Below are 16,198 nucleotides of genomic sequence, written 5' to 3'. Positions count from 1 at the left end.
TCCGTCAGCGCGCGAGATCGCCACCGGACAGTCCGCCGCTGCCGCCGCCGCTACCGCCGCCCGACGCCGACATCGTGCCGAACCACTGCGGAATCGGCGTCTTGAACGAGTCGATATAGCGCTGATAGGCAAACGTACCGGCGGCGCCATCGATCGGTTGCGGCGTGGCGGCCGCGCGGTTCGAGCGCTGCAGGTCGAGCAGCGCACTCGTCGCATGACCGATTTCGGCCGCCGGCGTGTCGCCTTGCGCATGCGCGACGCCCGCCCCCAGCGAGCAGGCGAACGCGATGCCCACGGCCCACACGCGGATTGAGGAAAGGTGAAACATGATGGCCTCCGTGAATATCGTCGTTATCGCGCGAAACGCTGCAGCAGCGGCACGGCAAGATCCAGATTGTCGCTGCTCGCCACCGACGGCACGGACACATTGGCCGGCGCATAGGCGGTGGCGCGTTGCTTCGCGCGCATCGCGGCCGCGACCTTCGTCTCGTCGTCTCGAATCTGGCCGCGCACCGCGGGCGACAGCTTCTGCTGATCCATCAGCCGCCGCGCGTCCTTCGCATGACCGGTCGCGAACAGGTAAAGCACGAAGTTGCTGAGAATCTTCGGGTTCTTCTGCTCGAGTTCGGCCGCCTTCAGCAGCGGCACGCGCGCGCCCGCCAGATCGCCTTCGCGCATCTTCGAATAGGCGAGGTCGGACAACGTCGCCGCATCGGTCGGCGCAAGCGTCGTCGCCTGTTCGAGCCGCTGCGCGGCCAGCGCGAAATCGCCGCGGGCGCCGGCGGTCAGGCCCAGCCCGCGATAGCCGCGCGCGGCGAGCGGCGTCGTCAGCAATTGGGTATAGGCGGCCACGCCGGCGTCGTATTGGCCGGTCGCGCGCAATGCGTCGGCGCGCAGCAGGATCGTATCCGGCGATGCGCCATATTGCTTCTCGTACTGATCGATGTGCGCGAGCGACGCAAAATACAGCCCCTGCGCCTGCATCCGCTCGATCAGGCCCAGATACATGCCCGGCGTATCGGGCGTCGCATTCTTGTCGGCGGCGGCCTGCATCAGCGCGCCACGTTCGGCCTGCGCACCGATTCCGTATCCGGACTCCTTGAACATCGCGCACCCGCTGGCCAGCAACGCGCACGCCGTCGCGCCTGCAATCGTGCGAACCCACCCCAATCGATTCATCTTGTGTCGCTCCTTCCCCTCATGCCGCATCAGCGCTGAAACGCAGCGAGCGCGGACAGCACGGTCATGATCCCGGGCCCCGCGGTCACGATCAGCAGTGCCGGCAACAGCGTGACGATCATCACGCCGGTCATCTTCACCGTCAGGCGGCCGATCTGCTCGCGCAGCGTCGCGCGACGCCCTTCGCGCAGACGATCGCCGAATTGCTTCAGCGGCTCTTGCACCGCGCCGCCATGCTTGTCGACCTGAATCAGCAAACGCACGATCGCGCGCAGATCCTCGTTGTCGAAACTGTTCGTCAGGCGTTGCAGCGATTGCTCGCGCGTGCGCCCGGCCGCGAACTGCCGCTGCGCGACGCCGAGCTCCCACGACAGCACCGGCAGCATCGTCTGAAAATCGTGCGTGACGACCTGGATGCTCTGGTCGAGCGACAGGCCGACGCCCTGCAGCAGCCGCAACATGTCGACGAGCAGCGGCAGTTCGGCCCCGATGCTCTGCCGGCGCGCGGTCGCGCGCCGGCGCACGTAGATTTTCGGCAGCATGTAGCCGGTCACGAGCGCGACGGAGATCCACAACGGCCAGCGCGTCTGCTGCCCGCGGCCGATCAGGACCAGCACGGCGAGCGCAGGCAGCAGGATCGCGCAGACGATGCGCGCGCCGACGAACAGCGCTCTGGCGCGCACGTCGACGAAACCGCACTGCTCGAGCAACTGGCGGTCTTCGTCGGCGATCAGATACCGGCTGAAGCCGGTCTCGAGCCACCGCATCCCGACGTCTTCGAAGCGTTCGCGCAGCCCCGCGAAACGGACGCGCGGCGCGGCAGGCGCCGCCGCGTCGCGCGCGGGCTCGGTGGCACCGGCGCGCGCGGCGGCCGCTTCGATCGCCGCTGTCCGGCGATCGAGCGCATCCACCAGCGCGCGCTCGGCACGCTGCACGAGCACGATGCGAACGATCGCGAGTGCGGCGAGCAGCAGCACGCCGACCGATCCGAGCACCAGCGCAAGGGCGCCTAAACGGTTTGCATCCATCGATTCACCTCAGCCGCGCGAGCCGGTACAGCCAGAAACCGCCGACCGCCTGCAGCACGAACGCCAGATAAATCATCTGACGCCCGCTATCGTCGCTCCACATCGTCGTGAAATAGCGCGGGCTCGTGGCGATGACGAAGCTGCCGACCGCGATCGGCAACAGCGCCAGCACCCATGCGGACAGCCGCGTTTCGGCCGACATCGCGGACAGTTCGCGCTCCGCCTGCTCGAGATCGCGCATGAACGTCGACATCCGGTCGAGCATCACGTCCGCCCGCCCGCCGTAGCGGACCGACAGACGCAGCACCGCACCGACCAGTTCGAATTCGCGGATACGATAGGTGTGCGCGATGTGCAGCATCGCGCGATCGATCTCGACACCGGAGCGCAGCATCCGCGACACGTCGTCGAGGCAGCGGCGCAGCGGCATTTCGGTCGTCTGAAGCGCCGACTGGAACGCCGCCGGCACGCTGTTCCCGAGCGTCACGAGCCGCACGATCCCGTCGAGAAACGACGGCAACTGACGGACGATCTTCAGGCGGCGCCGGCTGATGCGCGACGTGATCCACAGCACGACGAGCACACTGCCGGCAACGACCGCCGCTGCCGCGGCGAGCACGCCGCCAGCCATGCCGGCCCACAGCGCGAGCATCACAAGGACCCCGAGCGCCAGCACGAGGCCGGTGCGCACTTCGTCGAGGCCCACACGGTCGGACAGCACGGCCCATGCACCGAACGCCGACGCGCGCCATCGCGCGAACCCCTGTTCGGGCTCCTGCGCGTTGGCCGTACCGGCCGCCGGGGCGCGTGCGGTGCGCGTCTCGCCGGCCGGGGCCGCGGCGCGCGCGCCCTGTCCCACCCGGCTGTCGAAGAACCGCTGCGCATGCGCACGCCCTTCCCGCACCTGGCTTGCACGCCACAGCAGCAACCCGGCCGCCGCGCAGATCAGCGCGAACATCAGCGCGAGCAAGGTGGCGCTAGACATTGAAGCCTCCGCCTCGCCCGAAGTGGCCACCGAACCCGCCGCCGCCGGACGACACCAGCGTGCTGCGGAAACGTGCCAGCTTCGGCGAATGCGGATGAATGCCGAGCGACTCCCAATGATCGATCTCTTCGCCCTCCGGGGTGACGCGCGCCTCGTAACGATACAGCTCCTGCGTCGACACGATGTTGTCCGACATGCCGGTGACTTCGGTGATCGACAGGATGCGGCGGCGACCGTTGGACAGCCGCCCGATCTGCACGATGAAGTCGATCGCGTTGGCGATCTGCCGCCGCAGGCTTGCTTCGGTGCCCTGAAAACCGGCGAAACCGGCCAGCATCTCGAGCCGGTACAGGCATTCGCGCGGCGAGCTGGCGTGCACGGTGCCCATCGATCCGTCGTGGCCGGTATTCATCGCCTGCAGCATTTCGAGCACTTCGCCGCCGCGCACTTCGCCGACGATGATCCGGTCCGGCCGCATCCGCAGCGTGTTCCGCAGCAGGTCGCGAATCGTCACGATGCCGCTGCCGTCGAACCCGCCGGGACGGCTCTCGAGCCGCACGACGTGCGGGTGATTCAACGACAGTTCGGCCGTATCCTCGATCGTCACGACGCGTTCCGCCATCGGGATGTGGAACGCCAGCGCGTTCAGCAGCGACGTCTTGCCCGAGCTGGTGCCGCCCGACACGAGGACGTTGCAGCGCGCATCGACCGCAGCCTCGAGCAGCCGGCCGATTTCCTCGTTGTAGGTGCCGTTGCCCAGCAGGTCCTCGGGCTTCAGCGGATCCTTGCGGAACTTCCGGATCGACACGACCGGGCCGTCGATCGACAGCGGTTCGATCACGACGTTGACCCGCCCGCCGTCGGGCAGCCGCGCATCGACCATCGGGTTCGATTCGTCGAGCCGCCGGCCGACCGGCGCGAGAATCCGCCGCACGATCCGCAGCAGATGCGCGTTGTCGGTGAAGCGGATCGGCAGCTTCGACAGGATCCCGTGGCGCGACACGTAGATGTCGTTGTAGCCGTTGATCAGGATGTCCTCGACATGCGGGTCCGCCAACAGGTCTTCGATCGGCCCGAAGCCGGCGAGCTCCTTCGTCAGCGCCTCGGCCACCGCGCGCACCTCGCTCTCGTTGAGCGGGATGCGCCGCAGCCGCACGAAGCTGTCGATTTCGAGATCGACGAACTGGTTGATCGCCTGTCGCGACCAACGGCCGAATTCGGCACCCAGTTCCTCGATCCGCGTGAGCAGATGCTCGTGTGCGGCATTCTTGATGTCGTGAAACTGTTGCGTTTGCGAGAACGGCGCTGCGCCGTCGGCAAATTGAATGTCGTGTGCCATCGCTTACGACCGCTTCGTTGAGGATTGAATGATTCGCCTGAGCGCCGAGAGGCCGCCGGCCGCACGCTGTGTCGCTCCGGGCGCCGGCGCGCCCGCGAGGCGCTCGACCAGCGGCCCGAGCGCGCGGACGTACGGATCGCGTTCCGCGACCTCGGCGATCAGCTTGCCCTGGTTCGCCGCATGCCCGATCGACACGCGCCGCGACGGCAGCGTCGCGACCAGCGACAGGTCGAGCCGTTCGGCGATCTGCGCGGGCATCAGCCCAAGCTCGGCGTCGAACTGGTTGACGACGAGCCGGATCCGGTCGGTCGCCGCGCCTGCCTCGCGCAACCCGTCCAGCATCTCGACCGCCGACACGACCGATGCCACGCCCTGGTCGCAGACCAGCCATGCTTCGTCCGCCAGGTTCACGACCTGCGCGATGAATTCGCGATTCGGGAAGCCGCCGAGATCGACGATCTGGTGATCGAAGAACGCGCGCAGCCGGTTCAGCAACGCCGCGCACGACGCCGTCGCCACGTCGCGCAACTCCGCGAGATTCGGTGGCAGCGTCGTCAACGCGACGCCGCTCGAATGACGTGCGAGCGCGGTCGTGACGAACGTGCGGTCGATCCGGCGCAGGTTGCGCACGGCCTCGACGAAATGGAATTCGCACCGCGTGTTCAGGAACAACGCGCCGTCGCCGGCCGGCAGCCCGAGATCGAGCAGCGCCGCCGTGCGCGCAGGGTCGGCCGGCCGCCGCTGCATCAGCACCGACAGGTTCGCGGCGAGCGTGCTCACGCCCATCCCGGCGCGTGCGCCGAGCAACGCGGTGACCTTCCCGTGACGGTTGGCCGGCTCGCTGACGTTGTCGAGCAATACGCGCGTGATCCGCAGCGCCTCATCGGCCGGCGCGGAAAAATCGACGAAATCGCGCACGCCCGCGCGCAGCGCGGCGAGTGCCCCTTCCGGTTGCGCGAGCGAGCCCAGTGCGACGACCGGCACGCCCGGATGCGCCGCGCGTACCGCGGCGACCACCGTGCTTGCCGCCGCGCAGTCACCGGAAAAATCGATGAACACCAGTGCCGGATTCAGCACGCCGATACGCTGCGACAGCGCGGCGCCGTCGAGCGGCACCCCTTCGACCGCGCCGGCGGACACGAGCGATTGCGACAGCCAGTGCACATGCTCCGCGAGCGCGGATGCACAGACGAAGTAGTCGGTGACGGCGGGCTCAGCCAAAGAGTAGGTTCTCGCATTCATCTTGGATACTCCCAATGAAGCAAGGCATCGCGTCGTACGCGACGGCCTGCGCGGTCCGGTAACGATTCGGCGCGCTCATTTCGAGAACCCCGGCCCCGCGTCCGGCGATGCCATGCCGCCCAGATACGAACGCCACACCGGACCGTCGCGCTGCTCGGACAGCTCGCCCGGCGTCGCCGGCAGCGGTGCACCCTGCGCGATCGGGGCAACGAGATGCGGCGTCACGATGATCACGAGTTCCTTGTCGTTCTGCTGGTAGCTCAAATTCTTGAAAAACGCACCGATGATGGGCAGATCGCCCAGGAACGGCACCTTGTTGACGTTGGACGTGGTCTCGCGGTCGATCAGGCCGCCGATCACGAAGCTCTCGCCGTCGCCGAGCTCGACCGTCGTGTCCGCGCGCCGCGTCGTCAGCGCGGGTACCTGCACGCCGTTGATCGTGATCGAATGCACGAAGTCGAGCTGGCTCGACTCGGGCGCGACCTTCAGCGCGATCCGCCGCGGGTTCAGCACGGTCGGCGTGACCGTGAGCCCGACGCCATAGGGTTTCCATTCGATCGAAATCGTGCCGAGCGATTGCGGCACCGGCACCGGAATCTCGCCGCCCGCGAGGAAGTTCGCGCTCTGGCCGGACAACGCGACGAGCGTCGGCTGCGCGAGCACGCGGGCCAGGTTGTTCGCCTCGAGAATCGACAGGTCGGCGAACAACCCGTGCGTCACCGAATTGACGACGAGGTTGAACGCCGACGAAATCGGCACGTTCGTGTTGTAGGTGAGCGAACCGCCCGGCGTACCGGTAATCGATGTGAGCCCCGTCGGCGCGAAGGCGCCGAACGCAAAGCCGTTGCTCTGCTTGAAGAAGTTCAGGCCCGCCTGCTTCAGCACCGAACGGCTGAATTCGACGACACGTACGTCGACCTGCACGACATTCTTGCCGGAGATCGTCGACGCATCGAGCGTCGTTCCGTCCTTGCCGCCGACCGTCTTCGCTGCGTGGACTGCCCGCTGATGTCCGTCGAGCGTTGCGGCCGCACCGCCGATCACCGTCGCGCCGCCGTACGTGTTCACGCTCGGCGACGCGCCGTCCAGCAGCGCCCGCGCCGCACCGCTCGTAACGTTCACGTTATAGGCGGTCGGCTCGTCGCGGCCGCGCTCCCAGATCATCACGTTCGTCGCACCGGCATTCTTCGCCACCAGCAGCACGCCGCCGCGCCCGCCCTTCACGACGAGCACGTCGGCCACCGACGGATCGCCGACCGCGACCCGCTGCAGTGCGCGCCCCGTCGCAAGCTGCCGCTGCGCGCCGACCGCAAGGCTGATCGTGCCACTCGTGTCGGCCGCGTCCGACAGCGGCGGCATCGCCAGTGCGCTCAATGCAATCGCCAAACCAACCAGTTTCTTTTTCATTGTTTTGCCGTCTTCGTCCCGCTCAATAAGCGACCGTTTCGGTCCGCCCACCCCGAATGACTTCGATGCTGCCGCCGCTCGGATGCCGCGCGACCACCCGTGGCGCCGCACGCGGGGCCGGCGCCGTCGTCGCGCTCTTCGACAACTCGCCCAGCACCATGCCGGCCGCGGCAAGCGCCGACGGACTCTTGTCGTCGCCGACGCGAACGGCGACGGTTTGCGCCGCGACGTCGTCGTCGCGCGGACTACGCAGCGCGAGCACGAGCCGGCCGCTCTGCTCGGCGAGCGTCAGCGCGTCGACCTGCGCCGTGGGCACGGCCAGCACCGCGGTCCGCGTGCCGATCACCGAGCCGTTCGAGCTGTCCCGCTCGGTCGTCGCATCGCCGAACGACAGCACGCGGACCTTCGACATCAGCAGCCGCGCCTGAGTATTCACGATCTCGGCCGTCGACGTCCCGCCGATCGCCACGCCGGTCCCGTCGCGCTTCAGATTCACGAACACGTCGACATAGTTGCCCGGCCGCACGCGGTTGCCAACCGCGTTGGTCTCGTCGACCTTGATCGCCACGGCGCGCTCTCCCGGTGCAATCTGCTCGGCGAGGCCGGACGACAATGCGCTCCCGACGACGGCCGCCTGCGCGGGAATGTCCGCTGCCGGAATGCGGCCGACCAGTTGCAGCGGATCGGCGAACGCCCCCTGCGGAGCGGCGCTCGACTGCTGGACCTTCAGCGCATCGGCCGGAATCGGCTGGCCGGCTTGCAGTTGCCGCGTCGTCACGACGACCGGCACGCTCTGCGTCGCGACCGTCGACGCAACCGGCGCGACGTCGGCCGGCTTGCGACCGAGCATCCACGCATAGATGCCGAGCAGGATCGCGATCGCGATCAGCAAGCCCGCGATGATCTTCGTCAGGTTGTTGGCCATGGTGTTGTTATGCTTCCCCGCTACTCACGATTGAATTCTCCGCGCGACGTCGCCGACCGGGCGCCCTCGACCGGCACGGCGCCGTCGCCGCCGTCTATATGATGTTGACCGGGCTGATCTGCACCATCGCGGTTCCGGTGAGTGTCGACGGCACCGGCAACAGCGAACCGAGCAGCGGGAACGACGGAATCAGCGGGCTCTGCGCGTACGGGTAGGTCAGCGTGATCTGGACGCACAGCATCGTCGCGTCGTACGAACAGTTACCTTGCTGCGTGGGCGAGCATGTCGACCCTTTCAGCCAGGTGGTCAGGTTCGTCGCGGCCGTGCATGCGGCCTGGGCCCGCGCCGCCAGCGCGGCTTGCTGCGCTGCCTGCACCGATGCGGCCGCACCGACCTGCTGATAGTTCAACGCGGCGCGCGCGCCTTCCGTTGCGGCAAGCGTCAGATTTTGCTGGGCCGCGAAGATCATCCCGTACGTGATGATCGCGTACAGGATCAGGAAAAACACCGGGAGCATCAGCGCAAATTCGATCGCCGTCGCGCCACGCTCGCGCCGCCGCGTCCCGGATGCCGGACGAACCGCCGTCATTGCACTCCCCCGGTCGCGATCCGGTACAGGCACCACAGGGCCGCGGGGATCACGAGAAACGCGGCATACGGCGAGGCCCGGAAACCGGCGATCTGCATCGTCGGGGAACGCCGCTGCCACAGGGCCGACACCGGCGTACGGGTGGAGAAGACCAGCATGCCCGCATGCGCGAATGCCAGCAGGCTTGCGACGATCCAGAGCCACAGCAATGCTTGCGGGCCGCACCACGCGCCCAGCACCGCGAATACCTTGACGTCTGCTGCGCCCATGACGCGCAGCACGAAAAACGGGAAAAGACCGAGAAAGCCGACCAGTACGCCAATGAGCGCCTGATTCACGGATATGCCTAATGGATTATGTCCGGCGAGCACAAATGCGGATACGAACCCACCGATCACCAGTGAATTCGGTATGCGCCTATGCCGGATGTCCTCAAGCGCGACGAGCGTCGCCCACGCGAGGAAAACCCCGACGCCAGTTAGCAGGATCATTTGCGCCCCGAACGGCAAAACTTACCGCGCGGATTGCCGAAGCAATCCGCGCCCCTGACAACAGGGAAATGAGCAAAAGCTCGTTCGTTATGCCTTCGGTAGCTGGTTCGCGATGTAGCTGAACGCCCCGGAAATGCCGCCCGTCAACGTGCCAACGGCAGTGACGAGAGCAACGGCGATCAGCCCTGCGATGAGGCCATACTCGACTGCGGTAACCCCGTCTTCTTCCTTAAGGAAACGCTTGATGATTGCTTTCATTTTATTCCTCGTGCCTGTATTTACGTTTTCTGGCCTTTATACGTATACATCCCCGCATTCTGGCCGTTTGCCCCAACCGTTCGTCACATCTGCTGTAACGTCAACCGGGTGCGCTTTCTTTATAGGTCGCCCCGAAGGGCATTGCTCACGATTTGATGCAAGTTAACATTCGCGATAGCGCTCCTCCTCGAACGTAGTGTACCGAACCGTACATTTCCTTACATCTGCTCCCGATTCTATATCCGTTCCTATTTAAATTCCAACCTCTTTTAACCGCTCTGACGGAAAAAAAGACCAGGAGCACGACGTATTTGTACGGCGTTTCGGTACGACTTACACATAGGATTTACGATAGGTTAGATGTGCACACCTAATCCATCAGTAAAACCATTGCCGTGTCCACCAAGCCTGCGCGGGGCCCACGTTACGCCGCACGCGTAACGCCAATGTTGTGACGTTACGTTACGAAACGGCCGAAACCGTTCTCATTCATCTGCTTTTAAACAGATTCAACAATCTTTCAATTCCCGCGACTTCCTTTTCCGACAAGGAATTGCCTCGTTTAAAACCGGTTGTCGAACCGTCGGGCCTCGAAATGGCACGACAGTTGCAGAGTAGTCCTCGCACCACTCAACACAACGCAGTTCACAACACATTTTTAATGCGAGGAAGAAATGGACATTAAGGTTATCCCTCATGGCGTGTTCCGGACGACTCTGATCGCGGCCACCGTTGCAGCCATGCTCTCCCTCTCCGCGTGCGGCGGCTCCGGCTCCATCAGCCAGGGCCTCGGCGGCGGTTCCAGCTCGGGCGGCGGCGATACGATCTCCACGTCGGGCGGCAACGGCACGAGCGGCACCTCGGGTACGAGCGGCACCTCCGGCACCAGCGGGACCTCGGGTACGAGCGGCACGAGCGGTACCTCCGGCACCAGCGGAACTTCGGGTACGAGCGGCACGTCCGGCACCAGCGGAACTTCGGGTACGAGCGGTACGTCCGGCACCTCGGGTGTCTCGTCGAACGCCGTGGGAACTGTCCTCGCACAAGCCAGCACGATCCCCACGGGGCTCGGCGGCGCCGTCTCGGGTCTCGGCACCGTCATCGCCGGCCAGTCGCTGCCGGGCGTCAATCCGGGCACCACGCAAGCCGCGGGCGGCATCGTGCAAAGCGTAGGCGGCGCGGTCACCGCGCTGGGCAATGGCCTCGGCAGCGGCCTCGGCCAGCTCGGCGCGACGAAGGATCCGGTCGGCACCACGGTCGCCAGCACCGGCGGCGTGGTCAATCAGCTCGGCGGCGCAGTCACGCAAACCGGCAATCTGGTCACGAGCCTCGGCAGCGGCCCGCTGTCGCCGCTCGCGCCGGTCACGGGCGCCGTCGGCGGCCTCGTATCGACGCTCGGCGGCGCCGTGTCGAACGGCGGCACCACGCTCACCAACGCGCTGTCGACCGGCCCGATCCAGCAAGTCACGCAAACGGTCAGCTCGGCCATCACGCCGATCACGACGATGGTCGGCCAGACGACGCAGACGATCGGCGCGGCAACCGGCCTCGGCGCACCGGTCAACACGCTGCTCGGCACGATCGGCAACGGGCTGAACCAGGCCGGCGCGCTGATCGCATCGACGGGCGGCAACCCGGTCACCACGGGCCTCGGCGGCACCGTCTCGTCGACGGGCAACACCGTGAAGGCCGTCGGCGGCCTGCTCACAGGTGGCACGGGCGGCGTGACGAATCCGCTCGCGCCGCTCGCCGGCCTCCTCGGCACCGTCGGCGGTCTGGGCGGTGCAGCAGGCGGCACGAGCGGCGGCCCGCTGGCTCCGGTTACCGGCCTCGTCTCCACCGTCACCGGCGCGCTCGGCGGCGCCGCAGGCGGCGCAGGCGGCGGCCCGCTGGCTCCGGTCACCGGCCTCGTCTCCACCGTCACCGGCGCGCTCGGCGGCGCCGCAGGCGGCGCAGGTGGCGGCCCGCTGGCTCCGGTCGCCGGCCTGGTCTCCACTGTCACCGGCGCGCTCGGCGGTGTGGCGGGCGGCGCGGGCGGCAGCCCGCTCGCACCCGTCACCGGCTTGGTCTCCACCGTGACGGGCGCGCTCGGCGGTGCGGCAGGCGGCAGCGGCAGCCCGCTCGCCCCGGTGACGGGCCTCGTCTCCGCGGTCACCGGCGCACTCGGCGGCGTAACGGGCGGCGGCAATCCGATTGCAGCGCCGGTCCCCGCAGCCACCAGCACCGTCGGCGCGCCGGCGCTGAGCGGCGGCACGGGTGCCGTCACGAGCTCCGGCTCCGGCACGAACCTGCTCGCACCCGTCACGTCGCTGATCGGCGGCTTGCTCGGCGGCACGCACAAGTAATCCGACATCCATTCATCGACAAGACAGCGAGGAGTCCATCATGTCCCAGCGTTCCAACACGACGACCACCCTGCGCCAATGGCGCGTACCCCTTACCGTTTTCGCGACGGCCTGCCTGCTCGCCGCGTGCGGCGGCAACAGCGTCAGCGCGCCGCCGAGCGGCAGCACCAGCGGGACGAGCGGCACCAGTGGCACGAGCGGTACCAGCGGGACGAGCGGCACCAGCGGCACGACGACCGGTACCAAGGGCGCCGTCAGCACGCTCGGCCAAACCGCCACCGACCTTGGCAGCACCATCGGGAACGTCAGCCTGCCGGGCCTCGGCGACGGCGTGACGAAGGGCGTCGGCAGCACCGTGTCGAGCACCGGCACGATCATCGACGCGGCCGCCGATGCGTTGAGCAACGGGCTCGGCCAGACCGGCTCGATCAAAGATCCGGTCGGCACGACGGTCGCCGGTCTCGGCAACGTCGTCGGCGCGACGAGCAACACGGTGTCCGGCCTGAGCTCGACGGTCAAGGCGCTGGGCGCGGGCCCGCTGGCGCCGCTCGCACCGGTCACGACGCCGGTCGGCACCGTGCTCGACACGGTCGCCAACGGCCTGACGGCCGCCGGCACGACGATCGGCTCGACGCTGTCGTCGGGCGCCGTGCAGCAGGTCACGCAACCGATCAGCTCGGCGATCACGCCGCTCGTGATCACGGCCGGCCAGGTCACGCAGCAGGTCGGCACGACGACCGGTCTCGGCCAACCCGTGTCGGGCCTGCTCGGCCAGATCGGCGGCGCGATCAGCTCGGCCGGCAAGCAGGTCGGCGGGACGTCGAGCCAGCCGCTCGTCGGCGACGTCGGTCAGCTCGTGACCGCGGTCGGCAATACCGTGACCAACGCGGGCGGCCTCGTCAATCCGAACGGCCCGAACGGCGCAGCACCGATCCCCGGCCTGATCACAAGCCTCGTCGGCGGCTCGACGGCAACCGTCCAGAACGGCTCGTCGTCGGGTTCCGCTTCGACGAATCCGCTCGGCGGCCTGCTGTCGGGTCTCGGTTCGACACCGCTCGGCTCGCTCACCGGCGCAACGGGCGGCTCGGGCAGCGGCCCGCTCGCACCGGTCACGGGCCTCGTCTCGACGGTCACCGGCGCGCTCGGCGGCGCGACGGGCGGCGCAGGCAGTGCAAACCCTCTCGCGCCCGTCACCGGTTTGCTGAATACTGTCACCGGAGCAGTGGGCGGTGCAGCAGGGTCCGGGGGCTCGAGCCCGCTCGCGCCGGTCACGTCGCTGGTCGGCAGCGTGTCGGGTACGGCATCGTCGGGCAGCGGTTCGACGGGCCTGCTGGCACCGGTCACGGGGTTGCTGGGTACGCTGGGTAGCGTCGGCAAGTAAGGAGGACGGTCGCGTCATCGCAGCCGGAGCGAATGACGCGGCCGTACGAACACAACCGGCATGGCGGCACGCGGCGCGCGACACCTGGGTGTCGCGCGCCGGCATTACAAAGAAGACGAAAAGCAAGGCCTACGAGGAAGAACAATGAAATCCAGACTCGACAGATGGATGATGCTGCTCGCCATCGCGGCAGCAGGCACGGCACAGGCGCAAACGCGCGTCGGCGGCAACCCGCTCGACTCCCTTCCCCAGATCAACGCACCGAAGACGGGCCCGAACGTCACCGTTCAGGTCGCGCCGCAGGCGCCGCAATTGCAGGAGCTGCTGTCGCGGCACCTGACGCCGAAGACGTTCCAGGTCGAAGGCGTGAAGTCGATACCGTTCGAGGAAATCACGCGCCGCTTCACACCGCTCGTCGGCAAGGACATCACGATCGGCGAGCTGATCGAAACCGCCAACGGCGTGACGAAGCTGTATCAGGAACGCGGCTACGCGCTGTCGTTCGCGTTCGTTCCCGCGCAGACGTTCGAGAACGGCGTCGTGCGCATCACGGTGGTGGAAGGCTATGTGTCGGACGTCAAGGTCACCGGCAAACCCGGCGCGATGGAACCCAAGATTCGCGCGATTGCTGCCCACATCACGGACGATCGCCCGCTGCGCCGCGCGACGTTCGAGCGTTACGTGAACACGTTCGGGCTGTTGCCGGGCCTCACGGTGAAGGCGAACGTGCCGCCGCCGCAAACCACCGACGGCGCGACGACGCTCGAACTCGCGGTCGATCGCAAGCCGTTCAACGTCAGCACGGGGATCGACTTCAACCACCCGGGCGTCCAGGGCCTCATCACCGCGACCGAAAACGGCCTCACGCGGTTCGGCGAGCAGTTGAGCATCTCGGCGCTCGCGCCGCCGGGACGCGACAAGCAGACCTACTTCGCGTTCAGCGGCGCGGTGCCGATCGGCAGCAACGGCCTCATCACGCGCCTCGATGCCAGCACGTATCGCGGCAAGCCGACCGACAACCCCGGCCTGCCGTCGTCGGTCGAGCGCACGGTCAAGAACGAGAAGCTCGGTCTTTCGGCCTCCTATCCGATCTTGCTGAACAATCAGCGTAGCCTGCTCGGTACCGTGTCTGGCTATGCGTCGCACAACGAAGACCGTTACCAGAGCAAAATCAACGGCAACAGCATCGATACGCGCTCGCAAGTCCGCGTGCTGCAGATGCAGCTCGACTACACGAGCGTCCAGCCGAAACAGGTGCAGAAGCTGAGCGTCAACGTCGCGAAGGGCTTCAACATCCTCGGCGCGTCGAAAGCGCAGGACACGACTATCGGTACGACGACGATCTCGGCGGACAGCCCGATCTCGCTGACCTTCGTTCGAACCGGCGCGACCTTCACGCAGACGAACGAATGGCCGTTCCGCATCGGCACGTCGGTGTCGCTGACCGGGCAATACAGTCCCGATTCGCTGCCGACGTCCGAGCAGATCTCGTTCGGCTCGACCCGCTATGCGCTCGGCTATCAGCCGGGTGAAACGTCGGGCGACTCGGGCTGGGGGATGTCGCTCGAAGTCAACCGCGGCTTCACGCCGGGCTGGACGTATCTGAAATCGATCACGCCGTACATCGCATACGACATGGCGCGCGTGTATCTGCACGCGGGCACGCCATCGCCGAATCGCATGTCGTCGGTCGGCATCGGCGTGCGACTCACGGACAGCCGCTACTACAGCCTCGATCTGAACGTCGCCAAACCGGTCGGCGATGCGCCGGTCGAAAGCGCGTCACGCAGCCCGCGCATCAACGCGGCGTTCTCTTATCAGCTCAACTGATCGGTCACCAAAGTCACGAACGGCGAGCGTCATGCTGGCCGTTTCGATTAGAGTCCCCTCTATCAAACGCGGCGTGCGGTTTCACGTATTCTGGCGAAGCTCGCAACATGCCCGCCCCATGCAGACGGTCGTGCGAGCGAATCGAACAGACATGCAAAACAAGGAGGATGACAATGATTCAACTGACTCGCCCGTTGCGTGCACTCGCCATCGCCGGCGCCCTGCTCGCGTGCGCAGCCCCCACGCTCGCACAAGCCGACAGCCCCATCGGCATGTGGCAAACGATCGACGACAACACCCATCAACCGAAGGCGCTCGTGCAGATCGCCGAGGACGGCGACGGAGCGCTGACGGGCAAGGTCGTCAAGGGCCTCGGCGCGAATGATACGCCCGATCGCCGCTGCACCGCATGCACGGACGAGCGCAAGGATCAGCTCATCAAGGGCATGACGATCATCAAGGCGATGAAGAAGGACGGCGACCACTGGGACGGCGGCAACATTCTCGACCCGGAGAACGGCAAGGTCTACAAGTGCAAGATGACGCTTGAAGACGGCGGCCAGAAGCTCGTGGTGCGCGGCTACATCGGCGTGTCGCTGCTGGGCCGGTCGCAGACCTGGGTGCGCCAGCAATAACGCCGTACGCGCGAGTACGCGCGGCTCAATGAAAAATCGGCCTGCGACGACGTCGCCAGGCCGATTTCTTTTGGTGCACGCACAACGAAAAACCGATGGGCTTCACGCCGCGTGCTTCATCGCATCCGATGGATAGCTGCCCGGCGCACGATATGCGGGTGCCGCGTGGCTACGCGCCTCCGCCGCCTTCGATTGCGTGTGCTTGCGCATCCGCGCGGACAGCTCATTGCAGAGATTCATGCCGACGTCGCCATAGAGCTCACGCATCACGTTCATCAGCGTGCCCGTTTCGTGCCACGCCTTGAAGCGTCGATGGCATGTTTGATACGACGGGTAACGGCGCGGCATGGCCGACCATGTCGCGCCACTGTAGATCACCCAGAGCACGCCGTTCAGCACGGCGCGCGTATTGGCTAACGGCCGGCCGCGCAATTCGGTGCGCGGCTGCATTTCGGGCAGAAGCGGCGCGACGCAGCGCCATTGGTGGTCGGTCAAATCGCGATACGGGGTCATGGACATCTCCAGCCTTAATAACCATGACACCACAATATCGGCTCACCTCAA

At 66.8% G+C, this 16,198-nt stretch carries 16 protein-coding genes; 4 read left to right on the top strand and 12 right to left on the bottom strand.

What is annotated here, in order from left to right:
- Positions 1–4 precede the first annotated feature (4 nt).
- The 11 genes from GJG85_RS07640 to GJG85_RS07590 all read right to left on the bottom strand — a co-directional run bounded on the left by GJG85_RS07640 (position 5) and on the right by GJG85_RS07590 (position 9,443).
- Positions 5–328, bottom strand: coding sequence for a DUF3613 domain-containing protein (locus tag GJG85_RS07640; protein ID WP_050012507.1), 324 nt, complete (start codon positions 326–328; stop codon positions 5–7).
- Between the two features lie 23 nt (positions 329–351).
- Positions 352–1,179, bottom strand: coding sequence for a pilus assembly protein (locus tag GJG85_RS07635; RefSeq protein ID WP_050012506.1), 828 nt, complete (start codon positions 1,177–1,179; stop codon positions 352–354).
- 29 nt (positions 1,180–1,208) lie between these two features.
- Positions 1,209–2,207, bottom strand: coding sequence for a type II secretion system F family protein (locus tag GJG85_RS07630; RefSeq protein WP_050012505.1), 999 nt, complete (start codon positions 2,205–2,207; stop codon positions 1,209–1,211).
- A 4-nt stretch (positions 2,208–2,211) separates the two neighbouring features.
- Complete coding sequence (locus tag GJG85_RS07625; protein WP_050012504.1) at positions 2,212–3,192, bottom strand: type II secretion system F family protein; 981 nt, start codon at positions 3,190–3,192, stop codon at positions 2,212–2,214.
- Positions 3,185–4,531 (bottom strand): CpaF family protein, encoded by a 1,347-nt coding sequence (locus tag GJG85_RS07620; protein ID WP_050012503.1) that lies wholly within the window; start codon positions 4,529–4,531, stop codon positions 3,185–3,187. Before GJG85_RS07620 ends, GJG85_RS07625 begins: the two co-directional genes overlap by 8 nt.
- A gap of 3 nt (positions 4,532–4,534) precedes the next feature.
- A complete protein-coding gene (locus GJG85_RS07615; RefSeq protein WP_050012502.1) occupies positions 4,535–5,773 on the bottom strand; it encodes a fimbrial protein in 1,239 nt (412 codons plus the stop codon).
- A 75-nt stretch (positions 5,774–5,848) separates the two neighbouring features.
- Positions 5,849–7,180 (bottom strand): type II and III secretion system protein family protein, encoded by a 1,332-nt coding sequence (locus tag GJG85_RS07610; RefSeq protein ID WP_050012501.1) that lies wholly within the window; start codon positions 7,178–7,180, stop codon positions 5,849–5,851.
- A 22-nt stretch (positions 7,181–7,202) separates the two neighbouring features.
- Positions 7,203–8,105, bottom strand: coding sequence for a Flp pilus assembly protein CpaB (gene cpaB, locus GJG85_RS07605; protein ID WP_089488390.1), 903 nt, complete (start codon positions 8,103–8,105; stop codon positions 7,203–7,205).
- A 94-nt stretch (positions 8,106–8,199) separates the two neighbouring features.
- Positions 8,200–8,694 carry a TadE family protein gene (locus GJG85_RS07600; RefSeq protein WP_050012499.1) on the bottom strand — a complete coding sequence of 165 codons (495 nt, stop codon included), beginning with the start codon at positions 8,692–8,694 and terminating at the stop codon, positions 8,200–8,202.
- Positions 8,691–9,185 (bottom strand): A24 family peptidase, encoded by a 495-nt coding sequence (locus GJG85_RS07595; RefSeq protein ID WP_050012684.1) that lies wholly within the window; start codon positions 9,183–9,185, stop codon positions 8,691–8,693. The genes GJG85_RS07600 and GJG85_RS07595 overlap by 4 nt, the downstream gene beginning before the upstream one ends.
- Before the next feature lie 87 nt (positions 9,186–9,272).
- Entirely contained in the window at positions 9,273–9,443 is a 171-nt protein-coding gene (locus tag GJG85_RS07590) for a Flp family type IVb pilin (RefSeq protein WP_050012498.1), read from the bottom strand.
- 674 nt (positions 9,444–10,117) lie between these two features.
- Here GJG85_RS07590 and GJG85_RS07585 point away from each other — a divergent pair.
- The 4 genes from GJG85_RS07585 (at position 10,118) to GJG85_RS07570 (ending at position 15,634) form a co-directional block, all read left to right on the top strand.
- Entirely contained in the window at positions 10,118–11,788 is a 1,671-nt protein-coding gene (locus GJG85_RS07585; protein WP_089488389.1) for a collagen-like triple helix repeat-containing protein, read from the top strand.
- 37 nt (positions 11,789–11,825) lie between these two features.
- On the top strand, positions 11,826–13,169 hold the full coding sequence (locus GJG85_RS07580) for a collagen-like triple helix repeat-containing protein (RefSeq protein ID WP_124556364.1): 1,344 nt from the start codon (positions 11,826–11,828) through the stop codon (positions 13,167–13,169).
- Positions 13,170–13,313: 144 nt separating this feature from the next.
- Positions 13,314–14,999: a ShlB/FhaC/HecB family hemolysin secretion/activation protein gene (locus GJG85_RS07575; RefSeq protein WP_050012495.1), complete on the top strand. Its 1,686-nt coding sequence runs from the start codon at positions 13,314–13,316 to the stop codon at positions 14,997–14,999.
- A 173-nt stretch (positions 15,000–15,172) separates the two neighbouring features.
- The gene (locus GJG85_RS07570; RefSeq protein WP_204383822.1) at positions 15,173–15,634 is read left to right on the top strand and encodes a DUF2147 domain-containing protein; all 462 of its coding nucleotides are present in this window, start codon (positions 15,173–15,175) and stop codon (positions 15,632–15,634) included.
- Between the two features lie 102 nt (positions 15,635–15,736).
- On the opposite strand, the gene GJG85_RS07565 is transcribed toward GJG85_RS07570, so the two are convergent.
- Entirely contained in the window at positions 15,737–16,177 is a 441-nt protein-coding gene (locus GJG85_RS07565; RefSeq protein ID WP_124556363.1) for a transposase, read from the bottom strand.
- Between the last annotated feature and the right edge of the window lie 21 nt (positions 16,178–16,198).

This window comes from Burkholderia sp. MS389, assembly GCF_016899425.1.
In the GTDB taxonomy this organism is placed as follows: Bacteria; Pseudomonadota; Gammaproteobacteria; order Burkholderiales; family Burkholderiaceae; genus Burkholderia; species Burkholderia sola.
This window is presented reverse-complemented; position numbering and strand designations above follow the sequence as displayed.

What these genes read in the sequence shown, in the direction of transcription:
- GJG85_RS07640 (WP_050012507.1), bottom strand. Translation starts at nt 328, where the DNA reads ATGTTTCACCTTTCCTCAATCCGCGTGTGGGCCGTGGGCATCGCGTTC.
- GJG85_RS07635 (WP_050012506.1), bottom strand. Translation starts at nt 1,179, where the DNA reads ATGAATCGATTGGGGTGGGTTCGCACGATTGCAGGCGCGACGGCGTGC.
- GJG85_RS07630 (WP_050012505.1), bottom strand. Translation starts at nt 2,207, where the DNA reads ATGGATGCAAACCGTTTAGGCGCCCTTGCGCTGGTGCTCGGATCGGTC.
- GJG85_RS07625 (WP_050012504.1), bottom strand. Translation starts at nt 3,192, where the DNA reads ATGTCTAGCGCCACCTTGCTCGCGCTGATGTTCGCGCTGATCTGCGCG.
- GJG85_RS07620 (WP_050012503.1), bottom strand. Translation starts at nt 4,531, where the DNA reads ATGGCACACGACATTCAATTTGCCGACGGCGCAGCGCCGTTCTCGCAA.
- GJG85_RS07615 (WP_050012502.1), bottom strand. Translation starts at nt 5,773, where the DNA reads ATGAATGCGAGAACCTACTCTTTGGCTGAGCCCGCCGTCACCGACTAC.
- GJG85_RS07610 (WP_050012501.1), bottom strand. Translation starts at nt 7,180, where the DNA reads ATGAAAAAGAAACTGGTTGGTTTGGCGATTGCATTGAGCGCACTGGCG.
- cpaB (WP_089488390.1), bottom strand. Translation starts at nt 8,105, where the DNA reads ATGGCCAACAACCTGACGAAGATCATCGCGGGCTTGCTGATCGCGATC.
- GJG85_RS07600 (WP_050012499.1), bottom strand. Translation starts at nt 8,694, where the DNA reads ATGACGGCGGTTCGTCCGGCATCCGGGACGCGGCGGCGCGAGCGTGGC.
- GJG85_RS07595 (WP_050012684.1), bottom strand. Translation starts at nt 9,185, where the DNA reads ATGATCCTGCTAACTGGCGTCGGGGTTTTCCTCGCGTGGGCGACGCTC.
- GJG85_RS07590 (WP_050012498.1), bottom strand. Translation starts at nt 9,443, where the DNA reads ATGAAAGCAATCATCAAGCGTTTCCTTAAGGAAGAAGACGGGGTTACC.
- GJG85_RS07585 (WP_089488389.1), top strand. Translation starts at nt 10,118, where the DNA reads ATGGACATTAAGGTTATCCCTCATGGCGTGTTCCGGACGACTCTGATC.
- GJG85_RS07575 (WP_050012495.1), top strand. Translation starts at nt 13,314, where the DNA reads ATGAAATCCAGACTCGACAGATGGATGATGCTGCTCGCCATCGCGGCA.
- GJG85_RS07570 (WP_204383822.1), top strand. Translation starts at nt 15,173, where the DNA reads ATGATTCAACTGACTCGCCCGTTGCGTGCACTCGCCATCGCCGGCGCC.